Source organism: Mycobacterium sp. 012931 (genome assembly GCF_000419295.1).
Classification (GTDB): Bacteria; Actinomycetota; Actinomycetes; order Mycobacteriales; family Mycobacteriaceae; genus Mycobacterium; species Mycobacterium marinum.
Genome location: NZ_AOPX01000001.1, coordinates 2,283,063 through 2,297,227, shown reverse-complemented (window position 1 = coordinate 2,297,227; position 14,165 = coordinate 2,283,063). Strand labels below are relative to the sequence as shown.

Annotated in this window: 8 protein-coding genes and 2 pseudogenes; 3 read left to right on the top strand and 7 right to left on the bottom strand. The window is 65.9% G+C overall.

The window, feature by feature from the left end; translation table 11 throughout:
• Positions 1-47 precede the first annotated feature (47 nt).
• From smc to sepIVA, 7 genes and pseudogenes are all read right to left on the bottom strand, one after another.
• Positions 48-3,650 carry a chromosome segregation protein SMC gene (gene smc / locus MMSP_RS10265; RefSeq protein WP_020786548.1) on the bottom strand — a complete coding sequence of 1,201 codons (3,603 nt, stop codon included), beginning with the start codon at positions 3,648-3,650 and terminating at the stop codon, positions 48-50.
• A gap of 98 nt (positions 3,651-3,748) precedes the next feature.
• A complete protein-coding gene (locus tag MMSP_RS28330) occupies positions 3,749-4,030 on the bottom strand; it encodes an acylphosphatase (RefSeq protein WP_232022893.1) in 282 nt (93 codons plus the stop codon).
• 6 nt (positions 4,031-4,036) lie between these two features.
• A pseudogene (locus MMSP_RS28325) lies at positions 4,037-4,441 on the bottom strand (OsmC family protein); the annotation flags it as partial.
• A 90-nt stretch (positions 4,442-4,531) separates the two neighbouring features.
• Positions 4,532-5,410 (bottom strand): DNA-formamidopyrimidine glycosylase, encoded by an 879-nt coding sequence (gene mutM / locus MMSP_RS10255; RefSeq protein ID WP_020786546.1) that lies wholly within the window; start codon positions 5,408-5,410, stop codon positions 4,532-4,534.
• A complete protein-coding gene (gene rnc / locus MMSP_RS10250; protein ID WP_020786545.1) occupies positions 5,411-6,142 on the bottom strand; it encodes a ribonuclease III in 732 nt (243 codons plus the stop codon). It lies immediately after the preceding gene.
• Positions 6,139-6,732 carry a DUF177 domain-containing protein gene (locus MMSP_RS10245; RefSeq protein WP_051153652.1) on the bottom strand — a complete coding sequence of 198 codons (594 nt, stop codon included), beginning with the start codon at positions 6,730-6,732 and terminating at the stop codon, positions 6,139-6,141. The genes rnc and MMSP_RS10245 overlap by 4 nt, the downstream gene beginning before the upstream one ends.
• A 74-nt stretch (positions 6,733-6,806) precedes the next feature.
• Positions 6,807-7,544, bottom strand: coding sequence for a cell division protein SepIVA (gene sepIVA / locus MMSP_RS10240; protein WP_015355171.1), 738 nt, complete (start codon positions 7,542-7,544; stop codon positions 6,807-6,809).
• Between the two features lie 269 nt (positions 7,545-7,813).
• Here sepIVA and MMSP_RS10230 point away from each other — a divergent pair, with 269 nt between their 5' ends.
• The 3 genes and pseudogenes from MMSP_RS10230 to MMSP_RS28320 form a co-directional block, all read left to right on the top strand.
• On the top strand, positions 7,814-8,599 hold the full coding sequence (locus MMSP_RS10230; protein ID WP_036426411.1) for a thioesterase II family protein: 786 nt from the start codon (positions 7,814-7,816) through the stop codon (positions 8,597-8,599).
• A gap of 681 nt (positions 8,600-9,280) precedes the next feature.
• The gene (gene fadD26 / locus MMSP_RS10225) at positions 9,281-11,044 is read left to right on the top strand and encodes a long-chain-fatty-acid--AMP ligase FAAL26/FadD26 (protein ID WP_020786543.1); all 1,764 of its coding nucleotides are present in this window, start codon (positions 9,281-9,283) and stop codon (positions 11,042-11,044) included.
• A pseudogene (locus MMSP_RS28320) lies at positions 11,041-13,931 on the top strand (acyltransferase domain-containing protein); the annotation flags it as partial. The gene fadD26 and the pseudogene MMSP_RS28320, both read left to right, overlap by 4 nt.
• Positions 13,932-14,165: the final 234 nt, after the last annotated feature.

Genomic DNA, 14,165 nt, shown 5'->3' with positions numbered 1-14,165 from the left:
GCTGACAATCCTTCCAGTGCTAGACGCGAGGCAGTTTCAGCCGAACGCTACGACGAGTTGGCAACCAGCCGATCGACCTGCTGACCGCGGATCCGCTGCGAGATCACCGCGGTGATGCCATCGCCCTGCATGGTGACCCCATAGAGCGCATCGGCGACTTCCATCGTCGGCTTCTGGTGCGTGATGATGATGAGCTGCGATCGGTCCCGCAGCATCTCGAACAGGCCGATCAACCGGCGCAGGTTCGTGTCATCGAGGGCCGCCTCCACCTCGTCCATGATGTAGAACGGCGACGGACGGGCCCGGAAGATCGCCACCAGCATCGCCACCGCGGTCAGCGCCTTCTCACCACCGGAGAGCAACGACAGCCGGGAGACCTTCTTGCCGGGCGGGCGGGCCTCCACCTCGATGCCGGTGGTGAGCATGTCCTCGGGCGCGGTGAGCCGCAACCGGCCCTCACCCCCCGGGAACAACGAACTGAAGACGATCTGGAACTCACGTTCCACGTCGACGAAGGCGTCGCTGAACACCTGCAGGATGCGGGCATCGACGTCGGCAACCACATCCAGCAAATCCTTGCGGGCCGCTTTGACGTCCTCGAGCTGGGTGGACAGGAAGTTGTAGCGCTCCTCTAGCGCAGCAAATTCTTCCAGGGCCAGCGGGTTGACCCTGCCCAGCTCCGTCAGTTCACGCTCGGCGCGTTTGGCGCGGCGCTGCTGGGTGGCGCGATCAAAAGGCATCGGGGCCGGCGCGACGACCTGCTCGCCACGTTCGCGGGCCTGTTCGAATTCGGCCATCTCCAGCTCGGTGGGCGGCAGCGCAACATCTGGGCCGTACTCGGCGACCAGATCTGAGGGCGCCATCCCGAACTGCTCGAGCACCATCTGTTCGACTTGCTCAATTCGCAACGCCGCCTGGGCATTTGCCACCTCGTCACGGTGCAGCGAATCAGTCAGTGTGGCCACTCGGGCGCTCAGCGAGCTGGTTTCTTCGCGAACCGCCGACATCGCCGCTGAACGCTGCTGCCGCTCGGCCGCCAACTCGTCACGAAGCTGCGATGCCGCGTCGACCACCCGGTTCAACCGCCACGCCAACAGCCGCCCGGATTCTGCGACGGCCGCGGCCACCGCCGCCGAGCGCAATCGAACCGCCCGCGCAAGCTCGGCGCGCACCCGGGCTTCGCGTTCCGCCGCGGCGGCCCGGCGCAGCGAGTCAGCCCGCCCGCGCAACGCGTTGGCACGCTCCTCGGCGGTCCGCACGGTGAGCCTGGCCTCCACTTCAATGGCGCGCGCGCTCTCGGCAGCCGCCGCTATCTCCTGGCGGTCGACCGGTTCGGCAGCCTGGACGTGCTGGGACTCTTGAGCGTTGCGCAGCCGGCTCTCCAGCTCGAGGACCTCTTCGAGGGTCTGCGTTCGCCCAACCTCTAATTCCTCACGCTGTCGCAGCAGCCTGGTCCACTCTTCCTCGGCCCCACGCGCATCCTGTCCGATGCGGCCCAGTTGCTCATACATCGCCGAAATGGCGGTGTCGGATTCGTTGAGCGCCGCCAAGGCCTGTTCGGCCGCATCCTGGCGGGCGGTCTGATCGGTCAACGCGCCCGAGAGCGCCGCACCGAGTTCCGCCACCCGCACCTCCGCGGCGGCCAGCTCGCTACGGGCCTTGTCGATCTCCGATGTGATCTCCAGCGTGCTGGGTTTGCGGTCCGAACCGCCGCTCACCCAGCCGGCACCCACCAGATCACCGTCGAGGGTGACCGCACGCAGTTGAGGTTGGGCCTGCACCAGATCCAGCGCTTCGGACAAGTCGTTGACCACGACAACGCCCGAGAGCATCGCCGTCATCGCTGGCCGTAACCGCGACGGCACCTCGATCAAATCCAGCGCCCACAGCGTCCCGGACGGCAGGCCACCGGCCGCCCGGTGGTCGTGGGCATCCGGCCAGTCACCCAGCACCAGCGCGGCGCGGCCGCCGTCGGCCTGCTTGAGCGCGGTGACCGCGCTGCGGGCTGCCCCGAAACTGTCGGCGGCCAGCGCCTCGGCCGCAGACCCGAGCACTGCGGCAACTGCCGCCTCGTAACCCGAACGCACCTTGACCAGCTGGGCAACCGATCCGAAAAGCCCCGCGTCGCTGTGATTGCGGGCCAGCCACGCCGCGCCGTCTTTGCGGTCCAGACCCACCGACAGCGCCTCGATGCGGGCCCGCAGCGACGCCACCTGCCGCTCGGCGTCACGTTCGGCGACCTGCAGTTCGGCGAGCCGCTGCTCAGCCAGCCGCAGTGCCGCCACCGTGCGTTCGTGCTGCTCGTCCAGACCGACCTCGCCCTGATCCAATTCGCCGACGCGGGCCTGCACGGTCTCGAACTCCGCGCGGGTCTGCTGGGCCCGGGCGGCGGCATGTTCGATGCGCTCGGAGAGCCGCGCAACGCTGTCGTCGATCGATTCGACGCGCGCCCGCATGGTTTCCACCTGTCCGGCCAGGCGCGCCAGCCCCTCACGGCGGTCGGCCTCGGCGCGGACCGCTGCCAGGTGCGCGCGGTCGGACTCGGCGGCACGATGCTCACGGTCGGCCAACTCCGCGCGCGCGGCATCCAGCCGGTCGCGGGCTTCGGCCAGCTCGACCAGCAGCTGTTGTTCGGCGATCGCGACCTGCTCGGCCTCTGCGTCCAACGCGTCCGGGTCGGTGTCGCTGTTGGTCACCGGCTCGACGTCGAGATGCTGAGCACGCTCGTTGGCGATGCGCACCGTGGTGCCCACTCGTTCGGCCAATGCCGACAACCCGAACCAGGTGTGCTGAACCGACTCCGCCCTGGACGTGAGCTCGGCCAGCGCCGCCTCGTGAGCGGCCAACTCTTCGGCCGCGACGGTCAGGCGGGCAGCGGCCTCGTCGTGCTCGCGACGCATCGTCGCCTCGGCTTCGAAAATGGCTTCGCGCTCGGCGCGCCTGCTCACCACATCGTCGGCGGCCAGCCGCAGCCTCGCATCGCGCAGATCGGCCTGAATGGTCTGGGCACGGCGGGCCACCTCGGCCTGTCGGCCCAACGGCTTGAGCTGGCGACGCAGTTCGGTGGTCAGGTCGGTGAGCCGGGCCAGGTTGGCCGACATCGCGTCGAGTTTGCGCAAGGCCTTTTCCTTGCGCTTGCGATGTTTGAGCACACCCGCGGCTTCTTCGATGAATGCGCGGCGGTCCTCCGGTCGCGACTGCAGGATCTCGTCCAGCTTGCCCTGACCGACGATCACATGCATCTCACGGCCGATGCCCGAGTCGCTCAGCAGTTCCTGGACATCCATCAACCGGCAACTGCTGCCGTTGATTTCGTACTCACTGGCGCCATCGCGGAACATGCGCCTGGTGATCGACACCTCGGTGTACTCGATCGGCAGGGCGTTGTCGGAATTGTCGATCGTGACCGTGACTTCGGCGCGCCCCAGCGGTGCCCGCGACGACGTACCGGCGAAAATGACGTCTTCCATCTTCCCGCCACGCAGGGTCTTGGCGCCCTGCTCCCCCATCACCCAGGCCAGGGCATCCACCACATTGGACTTGCCGGATCCGTTGGGCCCGACCACGGCCGTGATGCCCGGCTCGAAGCGCAGAGTCGTCGGCGCAGCGAAGGATTTGAAGCCCTTCAGCGTCAGACTCTTGAGGTACACGACCAGCCAGACTACCTAGCAGCGCATTCGCCCCACCCGGTCCCCCGCAAGCTGGCGGACCCGCGCACCCTCAGTCGCGGTGCGTCTCGCCGCCCGGGCTATCGCTCGCTGAACCCACTGATCGGTTCAACCCGTTGCGACCAGTCCGCGACGACCTTGTCCACCCGGCCGGGAGTGGTATCTCCCTCGAGCAGCCGCAGCAGCTGCACACCCGAGTCGCGCGGCCCCTGGGCGACCACCATCACCCGGCCGTCAGCGTGATTGGCGGCGTAACCGGTCAGGCCCAGCTCCAGCGCCCGGCAGCGGGTCCACCAGCGGAAACCGACCCCCTGGACGTGACCGTGCACCCATGCGGTCGGCCGCACATCCGGCTGTGACACGGGCGCGACATCGGCGACCTCGAAGTTGACCACGGTGCCCGACTTCAGCGTGCGGCCCACGGTGCAGACCAGGTCGATGGCCCGGTCGACGACCACGCGCACGCGCTCCTTCTCCTCTTCGGACAAACCCGACAGGTCCAGCTCCAGGGTCTCCTCCAGCAGCGGATAGCGTTCCTGATCGCGGTCGGCGGCACCGGAAACCCTGACCACGGCTTGGTAGTCGTCGCCGAGACGACGAGCCAGCGGCCGGTCACTGGACATGCCGCTGCACGCGGCAAGCGCAATCTTCATCAACTCGCCCGGGGTGAACACCCCATCGACGTCCTCCGAGCCGATGAGTACCTGCGCACCCCGCGAGCTGTGTCCGGTATAGCGGCGAGCACCGGTGCGTTCGACCCACAGTTGCGTCATGGCTTCTTTCTACTAAATTGCGGTGCCGCCTCCGGACACCACTACCGCCCCCGGACGGCGCCAGGTCACCCCCCACGAACTCAACTCTGGCTACCGGCGGGGCCGCGGCTGACATCTCGGGCAGTAGAACGACGAGCGGTTCATGAACTTTTCTCGACGCATCACCGCACCACAGCGCCGGCAGTGTTCTCCTTCGCGGCCGTAGGCGTCCAGCGATCGGTCGAAGTAACCCGACTGACCGTTGACGTTCACATACAGCGAATCAAACGAGGTACCGCCCTTGGCCAGCGCCTCACGCATCACATCGGCGGCCGCATCCAAGACCGCGCCCAGTTGCCGACGGGTCAGCGTGGCGGCCACCCGGGCGCCATGCACCTTGGCCCGCCACAGCGCCTCATCCGCGTAGATGTTCCCGATTCCCGAGACCGCCTGCTGGTCGAGGAGTTGGCGTTTGATCTCAGAGTGCTTGCCCCGCAACACTTTAATGACGGAGTCAACGTCGAATAGCGGATCAAGCGGGTCACGCGCCAGGTGCGCGACCGGCGCCGGTACCACGCTGCCGTCGACGCTCACCAGGTCGGCAAGCTGCCACCCGCCGAAGGTCCGTTGGTCGGCGAAGCTCAGCACCGTCCCGTCATCGAGCACGGCGGAGATCCGCACGTGCTCGGCGCGTGGAACACCCCCCAGCAACATCTGCCCACTCATCCCCAGGTGCACCACCAGCGCGGCGTCCGGATCATCGCGCCCGGTCGTGGGCGCCCCAGCGTCCAGCGTCAACCACAGGTACTTGCCGCGCCGATCGGTTCCGCTGATGCGCGCGCCGAGCAGCCGCGCCGTCAGGTCGGCCGGCCCGGCTTCGTGGCGGCGCACCGCACGGGGGTGGTGGACCCGCACCGCGGTCATCGTCTTGCCCACCACGTGGTCCTGCAGGCCGCGCCGCACCACCTCGACTTCGGGCAGCTCGGGCATCTAGGCCGACGAATTGCCGGGCATGGCGCCGTCGAGGACTTCCAGACGTTCGAGTGCCTGGTAGGCGGCGGCCGCCGCCTTCTGCTCGGCTTCCTTCTTGGAACGCCCGACACCCGATCCGTATTCGGTGTTGTTCACCACGACCACCGCGGTGAACTCCTTGTGATGATCCGGACCGGTGGATGTCACCGCATAGGACGGGGCGCCCAGACTGCGCGAGGCGGTCAACTCCTGCAGGCTGGTCTTCCAATCCAATCCGGCGCCCAGCGTGGGTGCCGCGTCGAGCAGCGGACCGAAGATGCGCAGGATCGCCTCGCGCGCCACCTCCATGCCGTGGTGCACGTATATCGCGCCCAGCAGCGATTCCATGCCGTCGGCCAGGATGCTGGATTTATCGGCACCACCGGTGTTGGCCTCACCCCGCCCCAACAGCATGTGGGCACCCAGACCGTGGTCAGACAGGTGGCGCGCCACATCGGCCAGCGCCTGAGTGTTGACCACGCTGGCCCGCAGTTTGGCCAGGTCGCCTTCCGAGCGTTCCGGGTGCCGGTGGAAGAGTTCGTCGGTGATCGTCAGCCCGAGCACCGCGTCGCCCAGAAACTCCAGCCTCTCGTTGGTCGGCAACCCGCCGTTCTCATAGGCGTAGCTGCGATGCGTCAACGCCAGCGTGACAAGTTCCTCAGGCAGCTCGACGCCCACCGCGTCGAGCAGCGCTTGCCGTGACACGCTCACCGCCCACCCCGCCCCGTCGCCTCGGGGCCGTCGGGGGTGAACATGTCGGCCAGCTTGGACCACCTCGGATCGATTTGGTCATGGTGATGACCGGGCTCGGCATCCAAGGCGACACCGCACTGTGGGCACAGTCCCGAGCAATCGGGCCGGCACACCGGCGACAACGGCAGTTCCAGACCGACGGCGTCGATGATCGGTTGCTCGAGGTCGATCCTCTCGTCGACGACGCGGCTGACCTCGCCTTCCTCCGTGGTCGCCTCGGTGGTGCTGTCGGGATAGGCGAATAGCTCGGTCAGGTGCACCTGCACGCTGCCGGTGACGGGAGTAAGGCAGCGGGAGCACTCACCGACGGTGTCCGCGGCGACGGTCCCTGTCACCAGCACTCCCTCCGATACCGACTCCACCCGCAGGTCGAGCTCCACCGGCGCACCCTTGTCGATCGCGATCAGGTCCAGCCCGATGCGTGAGGGGCTGTCCACAGTGGTGTGCACGGTGACCATCGACCCGGGGCGGCGCCCGAGTCGTGCAATGTCGACCGTCAAGGGGCTACTTACATGTCCCGATTTTGTCTGGCTGCGCTGCCTTGCCATAGACGAAATCCTACGGCGCGAGCCCGCGATCTGGCGCCATCCGGTTTGCCCGGCCTCCCGGCGCCCGCTCGCGACTAGCGCGTGGCGTAGTCGTGCGTACCGGCCGCGGTGCGTAGCTGGTGGCGTCCCCGCCCGACAGAACGGAGCGTGCCGTTGAGCATTTCCTCGAACTCGGCGAGTTTGGTGTCCACATAGACATCGCATTCACCACGCAGCCGGTCGGACTCGGCGTGGGCGGTATCGACCAGCCGGGTGGCTTCCGCATTCGCCGCCTGGACCACCTCGTTCTGCGAAACCAGGCGCTGCTGTTCTTTGATGCCCTCCTGCACGGCGTTCTCGTAAGAGATGTTGCCGCTTTCGATGAGCCGATCGCATTCCGACTTGGCCCGACTCATGCTCGCTTCGTATTCGCGCTTGGCCGCGGCCGCGATACGAATGGCCTCCTCGCGTGCTTCCCCCACCATCCGTTCGCTGTGCTGGCGCGCCTCACCAACCATCCGATCGGCCTGAGCTTTCGCATCGGAGAGAATCCGGTCAGCCTCCGCACGGGCGTGGTTGAGCATCGATTCCGACTCGGTGGTCGCCGAGGACACCATCGAGTCGGCATGGGCCTTGGCCTCCTGCAGCATTGAGTCGCGCGCGTCGAGCACATCCTGGGCGTCGTCGAGTTCACCCGGAATCGCGTCTTTGATGTCGTCGAGCAGCTCGAGCACGTCGCCGCGGGGCACAACGCATCCGGCCGTCATCGGCACGCCGCGGGCTTCTTCGACGATTGCGCCCAATTCGTCGAGCGCTTCAAAGACTCGGTACACGGCCATACCCTCCTGGTATCACTGGCACTGCTGTTGTTACCAGTGTGCCCGGTGTTATCCCTGTGACGATGGTTCGGCACCGGTGTGTCGGGTCTATTTCCAGATTTCAACGCAGCCTCGGCGACCCGCGATACGGCGGTTCCCGCAGCACACGGCCACGCCCAGCGGCCGGCCGGGCCGGCGGGCGTGGCCCCCGAAGCGGTCATCGCCGGGCCCGCGCGGCACCGCGCCAGTGAGTCGGCTAACCACCACGACGAGCAAGAACGCCGATACAAGCGGTTTGTAAACCAAGGTATGGTGACCCCGTGAACGGGCGCTCAAGCAACAGTAAAAGCGACGAAAAGCTAACTGCACCTACGCTATACATCTTCCCACATGCCGGTGGAACGGCGAAGGATTACGTTCCATTTGCTAAGGAGTTTTCCGGCGAAGTGAAGCGGGTAGCCGTCCAATACCCCGGCCAGCAGGACGGGTACGGCCTGCCACCACTGGAAAGCATCCCCGGCCTCGCCGAGGAAATCTTCGCGATCATGAAGCCAGCGGCTCGGATTGACACTCCGGTCGCGCTTTTCGGTCACAGCATGGGCGGAATGCTGGCCTTCGAAGTGGCACTGCGATTCGAAGCGGCGGGATATCGGGTACTTGCCCTGTTTCTGTCCGCCTGCTCGGCGCCGGGTCACATCAAGTACAAGCAACTCAAGGGCTACTCGGATAACGAGATGCTCGACCTCGTCGCCCGGGCAACTGGAACCGATCCAGAATTCTTCAACGATGAAGAATTTCGAGTGGGAGTCCTGCCGACATTGAGGGCAGTTCGAGCCATCGCCGGTTATAGCTGCCCACCGGAAAACAAATTATCGTGCCCAATCTACACATTTATCGGGAGCAAAGATTGGATTGCCACCCGAGAAGACATGGAACCGTGGCGCGAGCGCACCACCGGAGACTTTTCGCTCCGCGAGTTTCCCGGCGACCATTTTTACCTGAACAAAAATTTGCCAGAGCTGGTAAGTGACATAGAGATCGGAACGCTGCAGCAGTTTGACCAAATTTAGCTAGGGCGAAACCTGGGCCCGCGACGCCGGCTGACGGGCGGCTTACGCCGCTCCGGCATCCCGGTTCGCTGCACGCTGACGGGGCCGCCGGGCCGCCGCAAGCCCACCCAGTTTCGCCCCCGCATGCCACCTAGCCTGGGCCGATGTGCCATGGATCACCCGCGACGGAGGTTTCGCCGATGTTACCTTTGTCACAACTGGACGCCAGTCCCAAAACCGCTGGCATCCTGGTCCTAGCAGTCGAAACCTCATATCTCACGCAACTGGACATTGGTCACACATGCCTCAAATTTCACAGAACGTACGACCGCTTCCCCCGGGGGGCATGAAATTAGCGCTCAATGCTGATCAAAGCGCTGGGATACTAGATAGTGCGATCTGCGGGCGTCGCAAGCAGCGACCAGATTTTCCGAATACCGCCCGCACCTGTCTCCGAAGGCGCATACCCTACAGCTAGGGATTCGTTATTCGGGGAACTGGGTTTAGTCTAGGGCCGACTGCTGGTGCCACGCAGGCGTGCTTTGCCAGGTGCAAAACTGCGGCAGCAACAGAGCGGCCTGGTCAATGCGGACCAGCGCGGTTAGTTAGACAGCGCCGCGAAGTCTCGCTGTGCGATCGCAAGCGGGTTCACAGCTTCCGCAACACATAATTGAGCAGACAGCCGAATGGGAGTGTAGTGCGATGCCGGTGACCGACCGTTCCATCCCTTCTTTGCTGAAGAAGCAGGCCGACCAGCGGCCCAACGAGACTGCCTTTACTTTTCTGGACTACGACTTAGACCCCAACGGCTTTGCCAAGACGTTGACTTGGTCGCAGGTTCATGCGCGTGCCTGCGTCGTTGCTGACGAACTCACAATGTATGGCGTTCCGGGTGACCGAGTAGCACGAGTAGCAATTTTGGCGCCGCAGGGGCTGGAATACATTGTCGCGTTCCTCGGGGCACTACAGGCCGGATTTATCGGGGTCCCACTTTCCACACCGCAGTACGGCGTTCATGACGAACGTGTATCCGCGGTACTGCGGGATTCCCAACCGGTCGCCATTCTCACGACCTCGGCCGTGGTAGGCGACGTAACAAAATACGCCAGCTCACAAGACGGACAGCCCGCTCCGTCGGTCATCGAGGTCGACCTGCTCGACCTGGACACCCCGCACCCGCAGCAAGCTCTCCCACAGCCCGCCTCCGGGTCCGCGTATCTGCAGTACACGTCCGGGTCGACCCGCACCCCGGCTGGCGTCATCGTCTCGCACGAGAATGTCATCGCGAACGTGACGCAGAGCCTGTACGGGTACTTCGGCGGTCCCGACAAGTTCCCCGCGGACACCACCGTGGTCTCATGGCTGCCACTGTTTCACGACATGGGACTCATCCTCGGAATTTGCGCCCCGTTGGTGACCGGTTGCACCGCCGTCTTGTTGAGCCCGATGTCGTTCCTGCGCCGGCCGGCCCGTTGGATGCAGTTGCTGGCCAGCCATCCCAAATGCTTTTCCGCGGCGCCGAACTTTGCCTTCGAATTGGCGGTGCGCAGGACGACCGACGAGGACTTGGCCGGACTCGACCTGGGTGATGTGCTCGGGATCGTCAGCGGCAGTGAGCGCATTCACGTGGCAACGATCAAGCGGTTCACCGAGCGTTTCACTCCCTTCAACCTCAGCCCCGCTGCGGTGCGGCCGTCCTACGGCCTCGCCGAGGCAACCCTCTACGTGGCCGCACCGGAACCCGGCACCACCCCCAGGACGGTCCGGTTCGACTACGAGTCCCTGACCGCCGGCCACGCCAGGCCGTGCCGGGCTGACGGATCGGTCGGCACCGAACTCATCAGCTACGGCTCGCCCGACCCGTCGGCCGTGCGAATCGTCAACCCCGAGACCATGATCGAGAACCCATCGGGGACGGTCGGTGAGATCTGGACGCATGGCGAGCACGTGGCCATGGGGTACTGGCAGAAGCCCGAGCAGAGCGACCGCACGTTCAACGCACGGATCGTCAATCCCGCGCCCGGAACACCTGAGGGGCCGTGGCTGCGCACCGGAGACTTGGGCGTCATGTCCAATGGCGAACTGTTCATCATGGGCCGGATCAAGGACCTCGTGATCGTGGACGGCCGCAACCACTACCCCGACGACATCGAAGCGACGATCCAGGAAATCACCGGCGGGCGCGTGGCGGCCATTGCCGTGCCGGACAACATCACCGAGCAACTGGTGGCGATCATCGAGCTGAAGCGACGGGGGGCTTCCGCGGAGGAAGCCATGGTCAAGCTCCGCTCGGTGAAGCGCGAGATCACTTCGGCGATCTCGAAGTCACACAGTCTGCGGGTGGCCGACGTCGTGCTGGTACCGCCCGGCTCGATCCCGATCACCACCAGCGGAAAGATCCGGCGTGCGGCCTGCGTCGAACGCTATCGCAGCGACGGATTCAATCGGCTGGACGTGACGGTATGACACCGAGCATCGGTGGAGAAGCCGACCTCCGCCACTGGCTCGTCGATTACCTGGTCACCAACATCGGCTGCCCACCCGATGAGGTCGACCCCAACCTTTCGCTGGCTGACCTCGGCGTGAGTTCCCGTGACGCCGTTGTGCTGTCGGGCGAGTTGACCGAGTTGCTGGGCAGGACCGTCTCCCCGATCGACTTCTGGGAACATCCGACCATCAATGACCTAGCCGCATACCTGACCGCGCCCGAGCCCAGCACGGGGGCCGAAGCCGCAGTGAGCCGCACCGTGCGCGGCTCACTCGAGGAGCCCATCGCCGTTGTCGGCATGGGGTGCCGGTTTCCGGGCGGGATATCCGGACCGGAAGCGTTGTGGCAGTTCCTCTGTGACCGCAAGTCCTCGATCGGTCGGGTTCCCGACGAACGGTGGGCGCAATTCGACGACGGATCGCCCGCGGTAAAAGCGCTGCTGGCCCGCACCACCCGGTGGGGCTCGTACCTGACCGACATCGATGCCTTCGACGCGGATTTCTTCGAGATCTCCGCCAGCGAGGCCGACAAGATGGACCCGCAGCAACGCCTGCTGCTGGAGGTGGCGTGGGAAGCGTTGGAGCACGCGGGAATTCCGCCGAGCTCGCTGCGCCGTTCGCAAACCGGGGTGTTCGCCGGCTCATGTCTGAGTGAATACGGCGCCATCGCTTCCACCGACCTCACTCAAGTCGATGGCTGGAGCAACACCGGCGGCGCGATGAGCATCATCGCCAACCGCCTCTCCTACTTCCTTGACCTGCGTGGCCCTTCGGTGGCAGTTGACACCGCTTGCTCGTCGTCGTTGGTGGCGATTCATCTCGCCTGCCAGAGCCTTCGCATGCAGGACTCGAACCTGGCGATCGCCGCCGGGGTGAATTTGCTGTTGTCTCCGGCGGTGTTTCGCGGATTCGATCAGGTCGGCGCATTGTCGCCAACCGGCAACTGCCGCGCCTTCGACGCGGCCGCCGACGGTTTCGTCCGTGGTGAAGGTGCCGGGGTGGTGGTGCTCAAGCGGTTGACCGATGCGCAGCAAGACGGCGATCGAGTGCTCGCAGTGATCTGCGGTTCGGCGATCAACCAGGACGGTCGCTCCAACGGTCTGATGGCTCCCAACCCGGCCGCGCAGCAGGCCGTGCTCCGTGCGGCCTACACGAACGCGGGGATGCAGCCCAGCGAGGTCGACTACGTCGAAGCGCACGGGACCGGAACATTGCTGGGCGACCCGATCGAGGCGCGCGCCCTGGGCTCGGTGCTGGGCCGCGGTCGTCCCGAGGAATCTCCGCTGCTCATCGGCGCCGTCAAGACCAACCTCGGCCACACCGAGGCAGCGGCCGGAATCGCCGGTTTCATCAAGGCGGTGCTGGCGGTGCAGCATGGCCGGATTCCGCCCAACCAGCGTTTCGAGAGCCCCAACCCACACATTGCCTTCGCCGACCTGCGGATGAAGGTCGTTGACGAACTGACTGATTGGCCGGACACGGGTCATCCGCGGCGGGCCGGCGTGTCGTCATTCGGATTCGGCGGCACCAACGCCCACGTGGTGATCGAGCAGGGTCAAGAAGCGGCTTCCTCGCCCGAGGCGGGCTTGACCCCTGCGCTGTCGACGCTGGTGGTGGCGGGTAAGACGCCGGCGCGGGTGGCTGCGACGGCCGGGATGCTGGCCGATTGGATGGAGGGCCCGGGCGCCGAGGTGGCGCTGGCCGATGTGGCCCACACGCTCAACCATCACCGTTCCCGGCAGGCCAGGTTCGGCACCGTGGTCGCCCGGGAACGCGCCCAAGCGGTGGCCGGACTACGCGCGCTGGCCGCCAACCAACACGCCCCCGGCGTGGTCAATCCAGCCGACGCCCCGCCCGAGCCGGGCACCGTGTTCGTCTACTCCGGCCGCGGATCGCAGTGGGCCGGAATGGGCCGCCAACTGCTGGCCGACGAACCCGCCTTCGCCGCAGCCGTCGCCGAACTGGAACCGGTATTCCTGGCCGAAGCCGGTTTCTCCCTGCACGACGTCCTGGCCAACGGAACAGAACTAGTCGGCATCGAACAGATCCAGCTAGGTCTGATCGGCATGCAGCTCACCCTCACCGAGCTGTGGCGTTCCTACGGAATCCAGCCCGACCTGGTCATCGGCCACTCCATGGGCGAGGTCGCCGCCGCCGTGGTCGCCGGAGCACTGACCCCCGCCGAAGGATTGCGGGTGACCGCCGTGCGCTCGCGGCTGATGGCCCCACTGTCCGGACAAGGCGGTATGGCCCTCCTGGAGCTCGACGCGTCCCAGACCGAGGCGCTGATCGCCGACTACCCACAGGTCACGCTGGGCATCTACAACTCGCCACGCCAGACCGTGATCTCCGGGCCCACCGACCAGATCGACGAGTTGATCACCGTCGTACGCGCCCGCGACCGTTTCGCCACCCGAGTCAACATCGAAGTGGCCCCGCACAACCCCGCCATGGACGCGCTGCAACCCCAGATGCGTTCGGAACTAGCGGATCTGGCGCCGCGGACCCCAACAATCCCGATCATCTCCACCACCTACGCGGACCTGGGCGCCGCCCGCGAATCCGGCCCGACCTTCGACGCCGAGCACTGGGCCATCAACATGCGCAACCCAGTGCACTTCCAACAAGCCATCACCGCAGCGGCAACCGACAAGCACAACTTCATCGAAATCAGCGCACACCCGCTGTTGACCCAAGCGATCCTGGAAACCCTGCACACCGTGCAGCCCGGAAGTAAATACACCAGCCTGGGGACCCTGCAACGCGACAGCGACGACACCATCGTCTTTCGCACCAACCTCAACACCGTGCGCACCGCTCCACCCCAAACCCCCCACCCCCCGAACCACACCCCCAAATCCCCAGTCGCCAGCCGATCGGCATCAACCCCGGACAAGGACGCCGCTGGGTCCAGCGAGCCCTCGGTGTCGGGCGACTCCGACGATGCGGTTGACTCCTGCCACTACCGGGTGGGCTGGCCCACCAAGCCGTTGGCTGATGCCAAGGCAAGCACCGAGACCGCAAGCGGTACCCGGTGGCTGGTGTTCGCGGACGCAGAGCTCGGTGCCGAGCTGGGCCTGGCCGCCGGCGCACAAACACG